Source organism: Micromonospora sp. NPDC048169 (assembly GCF_040652815.1).
GTDB lineage: Bacteria > Actinomycetota > Actinomycetes > Mycobacteriales > Micromonosporaceae > Micromonospora.
Window position 1 is genome coordinate 1 of the sequence record NZ_JBEZMS010000010.1, and the last position, 15744, is coordinate 15744.

Below are 15744 nucleotides of genomic sequence, written 5' to 3' on the forward strand. Positions count from 1 at the left end.
ACCCGCTACGACAAGTTAGCCGTCCGCTTCCAGGCCGTCCTGACCATCACCATCATCTGCGAGTGGCTCTGACCGGCTTATGAAACACGCCCTAGTGCGGCCAAAGCCCCCGGGTGCATCCTCCTCACTGAGACTCGCGCCTGGCGGAGCTAGCTGCTCCACGTCAGGGCCAAGCATTGCCGCCTCCAATGCCTCAAGGACCATGCGAACCCGGGTCGCCCGCAAAAATCGGCGATACTGCGGCTCCTCGGTTAGGGCTGCCTCAAACTCCCAATCCTCTGGCCATCTCGACGAGTCATCGCTGAACTCGGCGAGGATTCTGGTCACATCCATGCCCACGTTCCCCGGACTAACCTTCTTGGCCTGTGCCAGCACGCTTGCGAATACCCGGTTGTAGTTCTTTGCGGTGAGACCGCATGCAGCGCGCCGAACGAGATAAGACTCGATGGATATGAGTGCGCGCTCGAACTGGATGCGGGGGACCTGATCGTCAACCTTGGCGGCCATCCACAACACCAATGGCATGGGAGTCGTCGTGTTCAGGTCGTGGAGCCTAGACATGAATCGGCCTTCGGCGGAGCTGTACGGAGCGAGTCGGAGCCGCCGCCATGTGTTGACGTGGTGGGCAATCTCGGCAAACAACGAGGCAAGACCCTCGGCGTCTGGCTTCGACATTGGACCAGAGCGGGCGCGAGCGATCTCCTGGACGGTGGAAAACAGGTGCGCCTGGGCTACATCCGCACCCCGTGGGCTTGCTGAAGCAGCCCAGAACCCAATCGCAAGATCCAGACGCTGGCGGCGCGTCCGGCCTACAGCGTCCTCCTGCGAATACCACTCGTCCTCAAGGGCAGCCCAGTACTTGGCATGAAGGGCGTCGACCGACAGCCCTGCCATCTGAGCTCGATTGAACATGTGGTTCTTGACGAGGTCTGAAGGGAGGAGTGCGGTACCGTGAGCGTTGAGGGTCTCGAAGATCACCTGAGCGTCGTCTTCGGCGGGGTCGAGCTCAATTACGACGATTCGGATAAGATCTCGCAACGTGTCGATCAGCGCCGTGAGCCGCTCCTCGCCCGTGGCTGACTCGGCATCACTGCTTATCGAAGGACCGGCCCAGTCGTCCTCGTCGCCTGGATCCCAGCCGGAACCTCCGTCGGCGTCATCGACGAACCTAGTAACCCTCATTCGGAAGAAGCTGTACGCCCTGCCGATGAGGGAATCGTCGGGATCGTTATTCATGGCCCGTTCGAACGACTCCCGGTCGGCGTTCGTGGGCCAGACCTTGTACCGGTCGTGTGCCTCCTTCACCGTATCGTGCGGATTCTCGATCAGCCGTCCAATCCTGGTCGCTTGACTGCTGAGACCGCAGTCGCTCGCGACAGCGCGGGTCGCAGTGAGCAACAGTTGCAGAGTCGTCATCCTCTGCTGACCATCGATGATGCGTTGCTCAGGCATCTGTCCCGTCTTCGGCAGAAGCCCTTCATGCACCACGGCGCCGAGGAAGTGAGGGCGGGTAGCGCCGACACCCTTGGACTGATCTGTCATCAGCCGGCAGGTCGTCTCGACAACGTCAGTCCAGAGGGGCCACCAGTTGTCCTTTTCGTTCCAGACGTATTTCCGCTGGAACAAGGGCACCGTGTAGCGGACCTCGTTGGTCAGGACCCTGCTGAGCGAGAGCGTTCTGGAATCCATCCCTTACCTCCTGCGCCGACACTGGGCCTGATGTTAGTGAGCGCCTCCTCGGCATCCGATAGGCGCTCATCTTATGCATGACCGCGCCAGCCTCGATGATTCGCGCTTGGCGCCCGCTCCCTCCAAGGTGATGCGACGCGACGGCCGGCAGGTGACTGTGTGAGCGGGGGCCTGTTCGATGGTGGCGCAGGGTCGAGTTCCCCTAGACTAGTGCCTCGTCATGCAGCCTTGAACGGGTAATCCGGGTGGCGGATCTTGGATGCGGTGACGAATCCGGTTTTCGGTCGGGCGCGTTGGTTGCGCCAGCGGATGTAGTCGCCGATGGCGGTGTCCTGTTCGGCGTGGCTGCGGTGGTCGGTGCCGTTGAGAGCGAAGTACCGCACGGCGGCGAACTCGGCCTCGATCCAGTTGAGCCAGGACGCGCGCGTAGGTCGGTAGGAACACCAGGTCGACCTGGTTGGCCGCGCACCAGGCGCGGACCTCGGGGTGCTTGTGCGGGGAGAAGTTGTCCACGATCAGGTAGAGCCGCTGGTCGGGCCAGCGGCGGCGCAGGGTCTTGAGGAAGGACAGGAATTCGCGCCAGCGTTTGCGGTCACGGATGCGGTAGTGCAGGCGGCCGGTGGCCAAATCGAGGGCGGCGATCATGTGCCGTACTCCCTGGTCACGGGTGTAGGTGGCCCGCAGCCGCACGGGCTGGCCCTGCGGGCGCCAGGCGTGGCCGGGGCGGGGTTGCAGGTTCAGCGGCCCGAACTCGTCCACACACAGGACCCGACCGTCGGCGGCAGGGTCGTCGTAGAGGTCCAGGATCCGGCGCATCTTCGACGTGAAGTCCGGGTCGGTGCTGGCCTTCCACGTCTTGGTGGCCTGCCAGGAGACCCCACGCTCGCGCAGGACCCGACGGATCGTCTCCACGCTGATGGAGCTCACGTAGCCGACGTCGATCAGGTAGTCGCGCAACTTGGCAGGCGACCAGCAGGAGAACGGTTTGCCGAGGAACCGGGGGTCGCACCGGGCGATGACGCAGATCCAGTCGCGGGTCTGCTCATCGATCCGTCTGCGCGCCGTCGGACTGGGAGTTTCGCTTCCCGCTTTTGCCCAGCCACGGGAAAGACTCAGGCGGCCTGATCATACGCCCACGCCGAGCGAACCCTAACTGCGTTGCCGCGACCACCGCCAGTCAGTAGCGGGGGGAGCGCCAACGGCTGGCTGGAGCATCGCCAGCGCTTGGCAACTACCCTCTTGGTTTATCCACCAAGTAATTCCCCCCCTCCTCCTTGTCCTCCTCCCAGCTCGCGCCCGCGCGCGAGCCGAGCCATCCCGGCGTCTATTCCTGGTCGGCAATCCAGGGATTTAGGTATGTCGCAGACCCCGACCGGTACCGGCGATGAAGGGCAGCCGGGCGTCGAGGTCAGGTAATGGCCAGCAGCACGGCTTGGCCGCCTGTGGCTGCAGCACGGTAGAACCGGTGCAGATCGGTGGCGCTGAGCCTCAGGCAACAACTTCGGCCCGACGATGCTCTGGGAGAGCATGCGGGCGGCGCGGAACAGGTTGACGGTTTCCAGCACCTGGGACCGCGCGGCCCGGTCGGCGGTGACCTTCACCAGCAGCAATTCCCGGGCCACCGAGACCTGCGTGAGCGCGATCGTGTTACATGAGCCGCATATCTGGTCACCCGAGGGCGGTCGTGAACTTGCGAGTGCGGTGGCGTGCGTGACCACGACGGGAAGGATCTCCGGCTGGCCTTCCGAGAGGTACTGCGTGATGGCCTGCTCAGGGCCTGCGGCGTGCCCAGCTTCTGAGCGCCTCGAGGGCTTGCAGGTCCCGTGCCACCTCCTTATGGTCCGACCCGTAGAAGAGCGTGTCGATGCGCACGACCTCGGTCATCTCCCGGACGGCGTCGTCACCGCGTCCGATTAGTCCATAGACCTGGGCGAGGTTAAAGCGCCGGACGCCGACGTCGATGTGGTCGTCACCGAGGTGGACCCGAGCCATCCGGACTGCCTCCTCCGCCGCGGGCAGCGCTCTCTCCGGCCGCCCCACCGCGACCAACACCCGGCCGAGGTTGTCCAGGGCTGCGGCCCGCTCCGGTGAGTCGTCGGGACTGAGCCGTACGCCGTCGTCGGCGTACCGCCATGCCTGCCGTGCCCTGTTCATGGTCAGCAACAGGTCGACGACTCTCCACAGTAGGGGTGCGAGGCGGGGGTCGTCGGGTCCGAGGGCCTGCCGCGCCGCGCGAACGGTTTCGTCGACTACGGCCGAGGCGCTCGGGTCACCGGCGGCGTGCATGCCGCGGGCACGAGCGATCTCCAAGTCGGCGAAGAGCTCCGTATACGCGGCGTCGCCGGCCAGACGATTCGACGCTGGCCGCACCACCGCAGCGGCCTCCCACGGCTCACCAGTCCGCATGTAGAGGCTCGAGAGCGCGAGGCGCACGTGACCGTCCACCGGCACCGCGTCGGCGTCGGCGGGCTCGACGCAGGCGAGCGCTACGCGCAACGCCGCTATCGCCAGCCGCGGGCGGTTCCGGAGCTGCTCGACGGCGGCGAGAAGGTTCGCGGTGTTGAAGCGCAGCAGCGCCGGCAACGAGCCGGTGTCGTCGCGCCATGCCGCTACCCGGGCGGTGAGCAGGTCAGCCGCCTCGCTCAGCCGCCCGGCCCGGTGGAACACGTCAGCCAACTCGTATTCGCATTGCACGTAGTCGGCATACGAGACGTCGTCGTGCTCGGCCATGCGGAGCGCCTCGGCCAGCACCCGCAGGGCCGTGTCGAAATCCTGATCGGCCGCCCGGCTCAACCCGTGCACGCGTAGGGCGTCCACGAGCAGGTTCGTGGCCCCCAACCGGCGGGCCTGGTTGGCCACGTCGTGCGCCTCAGCCGCGGCTTCGGTCGACCTGCCGGCGGCCATCAGGCTCGTGGCGTGGCGAAGCCGCAGGCCGGCGTGGAAGCATTTCGCCCTGTCGCGCAGGTCCGGCGGGCAGGGCAGGCCGACCGCCGTCAACTGGAACAGTTCGTCCAGTGCGGCCAGTGCTTTCTCATCGTCGCCGGATTCGTGGAGCACCTGCGCTTTCTCCAGCAGCAGGTGCGGCGGCGTTAACGGGTACGAGCGGTCGCTCTGCCCGACCGGGACTGCAGCGACGCGCTCGGCACGCGCGACGACCGCGCAGGCCTCGCTTAACCGGCCGTCGACTCGCAGCGCCCCCGCCAGCAGGACCAGGGCGTCGATCTGGGCCTTCTCCGAACTCGCGCCTTCCCGGGTCGCCAGGGACAGCAGGCGCCGAGCCAGCCGTACGCCGAGGCCGGGCGCCCCGGCCTCGCAGGTGACGTTCACCGCGATCGACAGCGCCCGGGTTAGCGGCGGCTGCTGGATGACCCCGCGTTCCCAGCCGTCCAGGTAGTCGGCGATCGTGGCCGGAGCAGGGTTGGCGGATGCGGTCAGGCAGGCCATGGCGTGCGGCAGTACGGCTAGCCATTCTTCGAGGGCTGCATCGCGCTGGTCCATGGTGTCGATCGCAAGGGCCACAAGGTTGCTGGCCCATCCAGTCGCGGCGGGTTCGGGATTGCAGCGGCCGTCGGTGGTGAGTTCGACGAAGCCGGGTCGGTGACGAAGCAGCCCCGCGGCCATTAGTTCGGAGAGCAGGGTGTCCGTGGTGTCCGGCGTGGTTAGGACGGTGGCTACGTCGCTCGGAGTCGCGGCCGCGCCGGCGGTGAGCATCCGTACCGGAACCGGCGCGGGGGCTAGCGCCTTGAGCAGCGCGATTAGGTGCCGCCCGGCGCTACCGAGGGGGGCCGTCGCATCCACCGTTGGTTCGCAGGGACCTGCGGTCGCGATGAGGAGATGCCAGGTGCCGTCCTCGGGGTCCTGTACCTGAGTCGCGTCGGCGACGTTGTGGACCAGGAGAAGGCCGGTACCGTCTCCATCGTCCCCGCCCTGCCCGAGGCGGAGCTCGGTGAGCTGTGCCGAAACCAGTTCGGCGAGGTTGCCGTCGATTGACCAGCACCGTGCGTAGGAGCGGGCGTGCCGGTGGGCGTACTCGGTCAGGATCGTGCCCGGCCCGTTGACGACCACCCGCGTCACGCGCTCGGCGGTGTCCGGAAGGCGCTGTTCGAGTTCGCCGAGCCGTACCGGGCCGGCGGGACGCGGCCCGACCCGCCAGGAGGGCGCGAGGTCCGGTGGGTATCCGGGGCGGTCGCGGCCGAACAGGCGGCTGACCCGCGGGCCGTCGACCGTGGTGACGTCGAAGTGCTCGTGTACCGCCTGCCGGGCGGACTGCTCCGTAAACTCGGACAGGTCAAGGGTCCCGCTGGTGTCCGCGTCCGGAATGCTCTCCACAACGATGGGCGTCACCCGCTGGCGCCGCGACCACGCCGGGGTGATGTCCTGGATGATCATGACGAGGGCCGGGGAGAGTAGTAGCACAATGTGGGCTCCGCGCTCGTCGGGGCCCTCGGTGGCCGACGTTCGCTTCCCGCTATCGAAGCAGTAGAGAGAAACGTAACGACCGCAGCGCTCGAACTCGTGGGCGAGCCAGTGCGCCCAAGCCGTATCGGATGGCACATGGCTGACGATCAGGTCAGGCACACGCACCTCCATGTCGAGGAATGACGTTCACCAATGTGCGCCCGACCCTCGGCCGCGGGCAATGTCAGCTTCCAGACACGGGATTCGACTTCTGTGTTCTGGTCTCGCGCCTGCCATGATTGCCTTACCGCTGTGGGTAGGAGGCAGAGATGTCCGATTCAGCAATCATCCCGTTCACCGAGTGGCTTGACTCCCTGCGCACCGAACTCTCCGAAGCCCAGCGGCCGACCGGGCACGACGAGATCCGCCTCCAGATCGACAAGGTCGAACTCGAGCTCGAAGTCGTGTCCTCCCGCGAAGTCGGCGCCAAAGCCGGCGTCAAATTCTGGGTCGTCGAGGCCGGCGCAGACGGCAAGGTCAAGTGGGGTCACACACAGAGGCTCAAACTCACGGTGACACCGATGCGCGCCGACGGCTCCGCCCTCGAAGTCCGCGACGAGGTGCGCGAGCTTCCGCGATGACCGCTGGCGCGACGAACCGGCAGCACGTTGAGATCACCGCCGGGACCGGTTACGGCACCGGCTACCTACTCGCGCCCCGGCTCGTACTGACCGCCCGGCACGTCGCGCCGGCCGGCAACGTGATGGTCCGGTGCGGCCTGGAGCCGGACGCCGGATGGCTCCCGGCCACCGTGGTATGGGCCGGCAGCGGCGGGCTGGACGCCGCCTTGCTCGAACTGCGCGAGCCAGCACCGATACTGGTCCACCCGCCCCGATTCGGGCTAATCACCCGGCACCCGCAGCTCCCCGTGGCCCGTGTCAAGAGGCCGCACACGTGCCGCTGCTTCGGCTTCCCGGCGCTCCAGAAAGGGCTGCTGCCGGACGGCTCCGAATACCGGGACACCGTGGCCGTCACCGGAACTGTCCGCGACGCCAACCTGCGCTCCCGACTCATCACCGTGGACGTGGACAGCATCGAGGTCACCGCGGGCCGCGACTGGAAGGGCATCTCCGGTGCCCCGCTGTTCGCCGGGGGTCACCTGGTCGGCGTGGTCTGCACGACCGAGCCCCGCCGGGGCCAATCCCTGGACGCAGTGCCCGTCGCCGCCATGCTGGGCGCCGAGCAGGCGTCCATCACGGACTTCCGCGCCAGCAACACTGACCGGGCCACCTGGAATTCGGTGCTGACCAGGCACGACGTCAGCACCAGCGTCGAAGCCGCCCATCGTCGCCCGTCAAAGGCGACCCTCGACTGGTACGCCGAGCAACATCACGAACTGATCGGACGCGAAGCCGAGATACACCGATTCCGGCAGTGGCTGCCCTCCGGCGGCTACGCTGTCTGGAGCGCCGCACCATGGGCGGGCAAAACGGCCCTGGCCACGGCACTGGCCGCGCGGCCACCGGCCGACGTCGACGTCGTCTTCCACTTCGTCAGCCGCAACCAGGGCTCGGCCGACGGGTACCAGGTCCGTGCCACGCTGGTCGAACAACTCGCCGCGCTGCTCGACGAAGAGCCGCCGACGCCGACCACCCAGGCGTTCCACGACCTACTCGCGGCTGCCGCCGAGACCGAGCGAGTGCTCGGGCGGCGCCTGCTCCTGCTCGTCGATGGTCTGGATGAACTCGCCGAGCGCAGCGACGTCGAGACGGTCCTCAACCTTCTGCCGGCGACCCTGCCTGCAGCCGTCTCGGTCGCCCTCTTCCTGCGCCCCATCGTGAACCTGGCCACCCTGCTCGACAACGCGGCGCACGCTCTGGCCGATCCTTTGGCACACGACCAGGTGTCGCTGGCACCGAGCGACAACGCGAAGCAGAGCCGGGAACAGGCAGAACACCACCTCGCCGACATCTACGACCACGGCGGGCCGGCCAAACGGGCCCTCGAATGCATCGCTGCGGCAGGACCACTCGCCGTCGGCGATCTGGTCGCCGCGCTGTCACTTAACGACGATGGCGAGGACGAGCTCACCCAGGCGCTGGCCCGGGCCCCGATGCGTCGGATCCTCGTACCGATACCCGCCACAGGCGCGGTCCGGTTCGCCTTCGCTCATAACACCCTGCGGGAATGGGTGTTGCAGCACTCCAGCAAGGATCCCGCTGTCTACCAACGTGCCCTCGCCGACGCCGGCACCCGGTGGGCTGAGGCGGGATGGCCGGACCGGACGCCGGACTTCTACGTCAGCGACTACCCCCACGTTCTCAGCCGGCTCGGAGAGGTGAAGCGGCTTGCCGAGGTCGTGCTCGCCCCCGCCTGGCTCGCGCTGCTGCGCCGCCGCAGCCGTACGAACCCGAGCCCGTCCGATGTGTTGGGCCGGGTCCTCCTCGAGTCCGGTGACGTGTCCAGAGCCCAGTGGCCGGTGCTGGTGGAGATCGGGATGCGCCTGCAGACCGTGGCGCCGAGGCTGGAGAGTTACCCGGCACCACTGGTGCACAGCTGGGCCTTGGCGGGTGACACCGGACGTGCCCGCCGCCGGGCACAACAGATGATCGATCCTCAGATTCGGGCGCGCACGCAGTTCGATCTGGCTTGGCTGCTGCACAAGCACGGACAGCACCCGGAGGCGGTGGCCGTTCTCCAACAGTCGGCCCAATCCGCCGCCGCGATCGACGTGGAGAGCACCGACGAGCGAAGCCACGCCTCACACAAGGACATGGCCAACCTTTCGACGCTGGCCACCCAGAACAACCCGCATCTGCCGGAGCCTGCCCCGAGTGAGGAACCGGAGGCTGCCGCGGGAATCAAAGCAGGTCTGCTGGCCCGGATCGGCTTCACGGCCTGGAAATGGGGCCAAATGGGGCCGGCACGCGACGCCGACAACGCGGTCCGGCGCCTGCTGGCCGAGCCGGTCACCGGCCATCTGACAACCTCGGTTCTGCTCGATGCCGCCCGGCTCGCCCTCGCGCTCGGCGATGTGGGCCGGGCGCAAGCAACGCTCCAGCGGCTGGACGACGCCGCAATGACCGACGCCGACCGGCGCATGCACCTGCAACTCGCTGCGGCGTGCGACGGCACGGGCCCGCTACCCGCGCCCGCCTCGCGGCCGGAGGAAGAGCCGTTCGCCGACCTGGAAGAATCCGACACCGGCGACTTGAATGTGATCCGGCTGCGCCGTATCCGCGCCACGCTCGCCCGTGGCGACATCGGCGACGCCGCGCGCATGGTCGAGGAGTTCGAGCCGGTCCTCACCGGCATCCTGGACTTCTGCGAGGACTGGGCCGTCGCCCTCGCGACCGTCGCACACGAAGCCGCCCGTCGGTTCGCGAGAGATGCGCTACCGGTGGTCGAAGCCGCCGAACGATACGCCCAGCAGCACCCGACGATCGCGGCCACCGCTGGCTGGAGGCCTCACGTCCAATCCGGCCTGCACCGCGCCAACGACTTCATGAGTGAACCCGCCGGGACATTCCTCGCCGAGGTCGTGAAGACGATCGCACGGGCTGGCAGGTTCGCCGAAGCCACCGCCGCAGCGCGGCTGGACGGCCGAACGAAGACCAACCAACTGCTGCTCGCCGCCTTCGCGGTGGGAACGGCCCAAGCCGGTCAGCATGTCACCGCCGCCCGTCTGCTCGCCGGCGTTGACACCGGCGAGGCCATGGAATCCCACTTCCAGATCGCCTTGACGTGGATCGAGGCCGGCCGCTGGCGCGACGCCATCGGCCTGATGGCCCGATACCCCGGGTACAACCGCACCCTGGTCAACGCGAGAGCGGCCGCAGCGGCGATCCGTGCCGGTGCCGTCCACGAGGGGATGGCGCTGGTGCTCGACGCGGACCACAACCCCTTCCTGGAGGGCATCGCCCCTGTTCTGGCCTCCGATGCGCTGGCTGACATCGGCTATGCCGACGTCGCCCACCGAGTCCTCACCCTCGTTCCCGACAAAACCAGGCGGCTGTTCGCCACCCTGCGCCTAGCCGGAAGGTCCCCCTCGAACGCCGCGGACCTGCTGCCGGAGGCCATAGAGAAGATCGATGAGGTACAGGACGCGAAGTCCCGCTTCGAGTTATGGATCGAGACCGCCCTCGTGGCACGGCGCCTCGAAAACGAACCGGTGTACCGCTCGGCCGGTCGGCGAGCGCTGCTCGCCGCGTACCGCCTGGACGGCCGGGTGGAACGCTGCAAGGCCCTGCTATCGCTCGTCCCGCATGCCGATTCCCGCAACGCCCGGCGGTTGCTCAGCATGTGCCGGACCGAAGACGCGGTGCTGGGTGCGGTCGCGGCGGCCGCCTACGACGCGGGGCACCTCGACATCGCCGACGACATTATCGAGACATTGCTCGCCCGGCCGCAGCCGTGGAACGTGCCCGAGAGCCTGATCCGGGCCACCGCCCAGTGCGGTCGTATCGACATAGCGGACCGTCTGCTGTCTAACCTGCCGGTGCGTCCTAGAATTTCGCGATTCCTGGTCTCCACCAAGTCGGCTCATCTCAGCGAGGTGGCCCGGATCGCGGCCCGCTGCGGCCTGTGGGAGCGGGTGCTGCGCACGGTCGAGGAGGTTCCCGAACCGGATCGGCCGGAACTGCTGGGAGAACTGGCCGCCATGGCCCTCGATGAGCCGTCGATCGCCCGCACGCTCGTGGTGCGCGGCTTCCTCAGCGGCATGCACCCCCGACTCCTGGCAGCCGCCACCCGGCTCAACCCTGACGTCGGACCGCAGGCGGTTGGCATCTTCGTACGCCAGGCCACCCAATGGGGCACGCTTCCCGACTGAGCCCGACAAGGGCAAAGTGTGGGTGCCAGTCGATGTGAAGATCTGTAACGCCACCACGGGGGAGAGCCTGTCTACCCCGAGTTGGAGCTCCTGGCAGCTCAGGACCACCGACGACTATCAACTGCAGCCCGCGGACATCACTCCCGAACCGCGGCAGCCTGCCCTGCCTTAGAGATCGTTTCACTTTGAGCTCTGGAGTTGCCGGAGGCAGATGGCCGCGCAGGCCAGGCTGAGTAGGGCTTGGTGGATGTCGGCGCGTCGTTCGTAGCGGGTGCGGAGTCGTTTGAAGGCGTGTAGCCAGGCGAAGCTGCGTTCGACGACCCAGCGTCGGCGGCCGGGGCCGGAGCCGTGGCCTGTGCCGCGGCGTGCGATGACCGGGGTGATCCCGCGGGCGCGCACGAGGTGGCGGTACTTGTCGTGGTCGTAGCCACGGTCGGCGTAGATCTTGCGGGGCCGCCGCAGCGGTCGGCCGCGACGGCCGCGGATCGGGGGGATGGCGTCGATCAACGGGATGAGCTGGGTGACGTCGTTGCGGTTCCCGCCGGTCAGAGTCACGGCCAGGGGCGTGCCGTCGGTGTCGGTGATCAGGTGGTGCTTGCTGCCGGGCCGGCCGCGATCGACCGGGCTCGGCCCGACATGGTCCCCCCTTTGAGTGCGCGCACATGCGAGGCGTCGACCACCGCGTAGGCCAGGTCCAGGGCCCCGGCGGCACGCAGTTCGGCCAGGAGCACCTCGTGCAGGCGCTGCCATACGCCCTGTTCCTGCCAGCGGGCAAGCCGCCGCCAGCACGTCGACCCGGACACCCCGAAAGCCGAGGTGGGCAGTTGCTGCCACGGGATCCGGTCCTCAGCACGAATAAGATCCCCGCCAAGGCCGCCCGGTCGTCACGGGCCAACCGCCCGGGGTAGCGGAACCGGCGGGTACGAGTCGGGATCAGCGGCGCCAGCCGTTCCCACAACCCGTCAACAATCTCCCTTTCACGCACAGCCCACCGATCTACCGCCCGGTGCTGCTGTCCACAAGCGACACGCCGGACTCAAACTGAAACGATCTCTTACTCCGCTGCAGTTCTGGCGAAAGACTGCGTTCGCGGCTGGCTCACCTTTGAGCTGGATAAGGGAAGCAGGATCAAGGAGATTCGCCTCATCGAGGACCAACTGTTCGGTCCAGGGCCGGCCAAAGCGATCCGGGGCTCCTAACATTGGAGTTGGCGCCAACAGATGAGGGTGAAGGCGAGACTGAGGAAGGCTTTGTGGCTGTCGTCGCGGACTTCTCAGTCGTTACGTAGGCGGCGGAACCAGTGCAGCCAGCCGATGGTGCGTTCCACGACCCGGCGATTCCGATGCCGGAGCCGTGGGTGCCGCGTCGGCGATGACGGGTGTGACGCCGCGAGCGCGGATCTGGCCCGCGGCGGGCCGCCGTAGTCGTAGCCCCGATCGGCATACAGCCGGTCGGGGCGCCTTTGGCCGGTCACCTTGAAGAACCGTCCAGGCATTGCCGGGCGGGCCCGTCCCGATCAGCTCGGTGAACTGACTGGCGGGAGCCCGAAGGGAGCGGTGGGAGCTGCGGATAAGGCCTTGCCGACGCAGCGACCGCGTCGCGCGGCCATACATCTGTCGCTTGATCGTCTTGATGCGGTTGGCCTTGCCCTCGACCGGGCCTGAGCTCCAGGGCTGGGCGAGGCCGGCGACGGCGTCACGGTCGCTGGCCAGGCCGCGGCGAAGCCGCGGATTCGGGTATCCAGCGTGGCGGGCGGTCGATCCGGGCGTCGAGGTACTGCCCGGTGCCCTGGTGGCGGACCAGCGCGGTCGTCGTCGGTGAGCTTGTTGCCGGGTCGCATGATCCAGTTGGTGATCCGCCGGGCCGACGGCACCCGGACGGTGGTCGCAGGTGCGGGTCGGGTGCGGTTGATGGCGAGGCAGTCCCGCAGTACCCGCAAGCTGCCGTGATAGCCGCGGTGTCCAGCCCATAGGGGTCACTTCAAGACGTGACGACGTTCAACCTTGCCCCCCGTTTACCCCCCGAAAACCTAAGCCAAATATCGGCGAAGAGTGACAAGAGTCGGTGAGGGGTCAGTGACGTCCTTGCAGCTCAGCGACCACTTCAAGCAAGTAATGACAAGCCCACTTCGGCTACTTTCCGTTACAAGGGGTCGTCGGTTCGAATCCGGCCGTCCCGACAGGAAAAAAAAGCCCTGACCAGCGAGGATGCTGGTCAGGGCTTTCGCTTTCATCTATGAAGCTTTGAACCGCCCCCCCGAAACCCCCCATTTACGAGGTACGGCAACCAAGTTCGTCATCGGTGTGCATCGTTGTGTGCTGCTGGTGGCTGCGGCCCGTTCGGGCTGGTGCCGAGTCGCTCGAGGATGTCGGACACGTCCGGGGCTTGGACGGGCTTGGCGACGTAGTAGGTCTCGGTGACTTCCTCGCTGGAGTGCCCAAGCTGGGCTGCGGCGCTCTTGGTGTCGGTCTCCTCCTTGATCAGGGTGGCCACGGTCTTGCGGAAGGTGTGCGGGGTGACCCAGTCGAGGTCGGCGCGCGTGGCTGGTCCGGTCATGACCACGCACCCGGGTCCTGCGGGCAGGCAGCGTCAGGCCAGGTCCGCTACGTCGGTCTGATCCCGTGAGCGTTCCGTGCCGTTGTGGACCGTCTGCTGCGGGCGGTGTTCACTCGGGTGCGGTGACGAGGATGTCGCCGCCGCCGGAGTGGACACCGATCCTGTGCGCGGAGGCAGCGTCGGTGGGGATCTCGACGGTGGTTGTGCCGCCGGAGCCCTGCGCGTCGATGCTGTAGCGGTCGCGGGGTAGCCGGAGCGTGACGTCACCACCGCTACTGTCCACGCGGACGGACTCGGGCGGCTTGGTGAACGTGAGCTGGATGGCGCCGCCGCCGGTCCGGGCCGTGATGGTGGCCGGGGTGATTCCGCTCGCGTCGACCGCTCCGCCGCCGGACGTCAGGTTCAGCTCGCCGGACAGGCCGGTGACGGAGATGGTGCCGCCGGCACTGTCAAGCGTGGCCTTGAACGTGGCCGGCACCTCGAGGTGGTAGTCGACGCTGCAGCTGCCTGGGTGGCTCGCGCAGCCCGACGTAAACGTGAGATCCGACCCAACGACGTTGTGCTGCGGTACTGGTTTCGCGCCGGTGTACCGGATGGTCTCGGTGACGTGCACGGTGCCGCCGGAGCCGGCCGTGACGGTGATCCGGCCGCCGAGGCTGCTGACGGCGAGGGCGTCAACCTTGTCGGTGAGGTCGTACGCGCGGGTCTCGGTCTGCTGCTGCTCGTCGCAGGCGGCCAGCGGTACGAGCGCCATGGCTAGACAGGCAAGTGCGGTGATGCGGGTGCGCACAAGGTGGCCTTTCCAGAGGGTCAGGGGAGCAGGAGGCCCCAGTACAGGGCCCAGGGGAGGAAGAGGACGCCGGTCACGAGCAGGAAGCCTTGGCGCAGACGGTCGACGGTGGAAGTACGCCATGCGTGGATCGTCACGGCGGTGGTGATGACGGTTAGGAGCGCGACGGCCTGGAGCGCCAGCCAGAACACGGGTCGACCACCCACCATCGGGCCCGGTGAGATGCCCTTCCAGTTTGCGCTGTCGGCCACGGTGACGAAGTATGCGACGAAGCCGATGACCGCAGTGGCACCCGCGGCGGCGAGGAGCCGGGCGGGACGAGCGGCGGTTACCGCACGGCGGGGCACTCGCCGGACAAGAGCGACGATCGGGTAGGACAGGAAGCCGGTCAGGAGCACGGCGAGGGCGATGAGCTGCGCGGGCCAGGACTCCCACCATGCCGAGGGGGTCAGTGCGACGCTGTTCGCCTGCTGCGCCGGGGGCTGATCGACGTGCGGCGGCGGAATGGTGCCGGCGCCGACCGCGCGGATCCAGTCGCCGACGATCTCCGGGTACGACGGGAACAGTTCGTTGGTGAACATGCCGGTGTCGTCGAGGACTCGCAAGGTGTGTCCTGCGCTGGGGATGAACCGGACGGTCAGCGGTGAGCGGATCGTCTGGCGCAACACAGCGACGCTCTCGGCGGGCGGCACTTGCGTGTCGGCCGTTCCGTACACGGCGAGGACCGGCTGCGTGACGGCGGACAGCGCCGGCCGTGGCTCATAGTCGGCCTCGGCGAACAGTCCTGCGTCGTCCGCGAGCCGGTAGAACTTGTTAGACAGCGTGTCGGTGAGCGCGCCGGAGACCCCGGCACCAGCCAGCTTGTTGCGCATGTTCCAGTTCTGGACGCGCACCGGTGGCAGGGCCGGGGCGGAGGCGAGGACGAGGAAGGCGATGTCCTTCGATCGGCTCGCGGCGATGGGCATGACCCAGCCGCCCTCGCTGATCCCCCAGAGCCCGACGGCGTTCGGCTTCACCCCAGGTTGCTTTCGCAGGACGCCGACCGCGGCGACGACGTCGTCGGCGAGCAGCGAGTACACCGGGTTGTCGAGCGGGCGTTTGTCGTACGCGAGAACGGCGATCCCCTGTCGCGCGAAGGCGATCGCCTCCGGGGTGACGCTTGACCGCTTGCCGTTGCCGGAGCCGTGCACCAGCACCAGTCCGGGCAGCGGGCCGGACGCGGCGCGAGGCGCGAAGACCGTACCGGCAAGGGTCTTTCCGTCGGCCGTAGGAATTCCGACGTCGGTCGTGGTCAGGTCGGCCGGGACCGGAGCCGGCGGTGGGGCGGCGGCTGACGGTACGCCGGTCAGTGCGATGGCGACGAACAGCAGGCTCAGGATTCGGACAGTGCGTGCGATCACCGGACGATCATCGAAGATCCGGCGTACGCAGCCATCGCCGCAGCGAACGGACCTACCTGGGTCGCGCGAGCGGTTCTGGT

At 67.8% G+C, this 15744-nt stretch carries 8 protein-coding genes and 2 pseudogenes; 2 read left to right on the top strand and 8 right to left on the bottom strand.

Features of this window, described 5'->3' with window-relative positions; all coding sequences use genetic code 11:
- Positions 1-918: 918 nt before the first annotated feature.
- The 3 genes and pseudogenes from AB0D28_RS11355 to AB0D28_RS11365 all read right to left on the bottom strand — a co-directional run.
- Positions 919-1689, bottom strand: a pseudogene (locus tag AB0D28_RS11355) (DUF262 domain-containing protein); the annotation flags it as partial.
- Between the two features lie 207 nt (positions 1690-1896).
- The gene (locus AB0D28_RS11360) at positions 1897-2805 is read right to left on the bottom strand and encodes an IS630 family transposase (protein ID WP_357384957.1); all 909 of its coding nucleotides are present in this window, start codon (positions 2803-2805) and stop codon (positions 1897-1899) included.
- 654 nt (positions 2806-3459) lie between these two features.
- Positions 3460-6267 carry a tetratricopeptide repeat protein gene (locus AB0D28_RS11365; RefSeq protein WP_357384664.1) on the bottom strand — a complete coding sequence of 936 codons (2808 nt, stop codon included), beginning with the start codon at positions 6265-6267 and terminating at the stop codon, positions 3460-3462.
- 149 nt (positions 6268-6416) lie between these two features.
- Here AB0D28_RS11365 and AB0D28_RS11370 point away from each other — a divergent pair, with 149 nt between their 5' ends.
- Entirely contained in the window at positions 6417-6728 is a 312-nt protein-coding gene (locus AB0D28_RS11370; RefSeq protein WP_357384666.1) for a trypco2 family protein, read from the top strand.
- On the top strand, positions 6725-10918 hold the full coding sequence (locus AB0D28_RS11375; protein ID WP_357384668.1) for a serine protease: 4194 nt from the start codon (positions 6725-6727) through the stop codon (positions 10916-10918). The genes AB0D28_RS11370 and AB0D28_RS11375 overlap by 4 nt, the downstream gene beginning before the upstream one ends.
- A 180-nt stretch (positions 10919-11098) precedes the next feature.
- Here AB0D28_RS11375 and AB0D28_RS11380 read toward each other — a convergent pair whose 3' ends face one another.
- From AB0D28_RS11380 to AB0D28_RS11400, 5 genes and pseudogenes are all read right to left on the bottom strand, one after another.
- Entirely contained in the window at positions 11099-11506 is a 408-nt protein-coding gene (locus AB0D28_RS11380) for an IS5 family transposase (RefSeq protein ID WP_357384959.1), read from the bottom strand.
- Positions 11503-11903 (bottom strand): annotated as a pseudogene (locus AB0D28_RS11385) (transposase). Before AB0D28_RS11385 ends, AB0D28_RS11380 begins: the two are co-directional and overlap by 4 nt.
- Positions 11904-13213: 1310 nt before the next feature.
- Positions 13214-13474, bottom strand: a complete 261-nt coding sequence (locus AB0D28_RS11390; RefSeq protein WP_357384671.1) for a tyrosine-type recombinase/integrase — start codon at positions 13472-13474, stop codon at positions 13214-13216.
- Positions 13475-13583: 109 nt separating this feature from the next.
- Positions 13584-14264, bottom strand: coding sequence for a DUF4097 family beta strand repeat-containing protein (locus AB0D28_RS11395; protein ID WP_357384673.1), 681 nt, complete (start codon positions 14262-14264; stop codon positions 13584-13586).
- 20 nt (positions 14265-14284) lie between these two features.
- On the bottom strand, positions 14285-15664 hold the full coding sequence (locus AB0D28_RS11400) for a prolyl oligopeptidase family serine peptidase (RefSeq protein WP_357384675.1): 1380 nt from the start codon (positions 15662-15664) through the stop codon (positions 14285-14287).
- Positions 15665-15744 lie beyond the last annotated feature (80 nt).

Coding starts and splice junctions, on each gene's coding strand:
- AB0D28_RS11370 (WP_357384666.1), top strand. CDS start 6,417: ATGTCCGATTCAGCAATCATCCCGTTCACCGAGTGGCTTGACTCCCTG.
- AB0D28_RS11375 (WP_357384668.1), top strand. CDS start 6,725: ATGACCGCTGGCGCGACGAACCGGCAGCACGTTGAGATCACCGCCGGG.
- AB0D28_RS11390 (WP_357384671.1), bottom strand. CDS start 13,474: ATGACCGGACCAGCCACGCGCGCCGACCTCGACTGGGTCACCCCGCAC.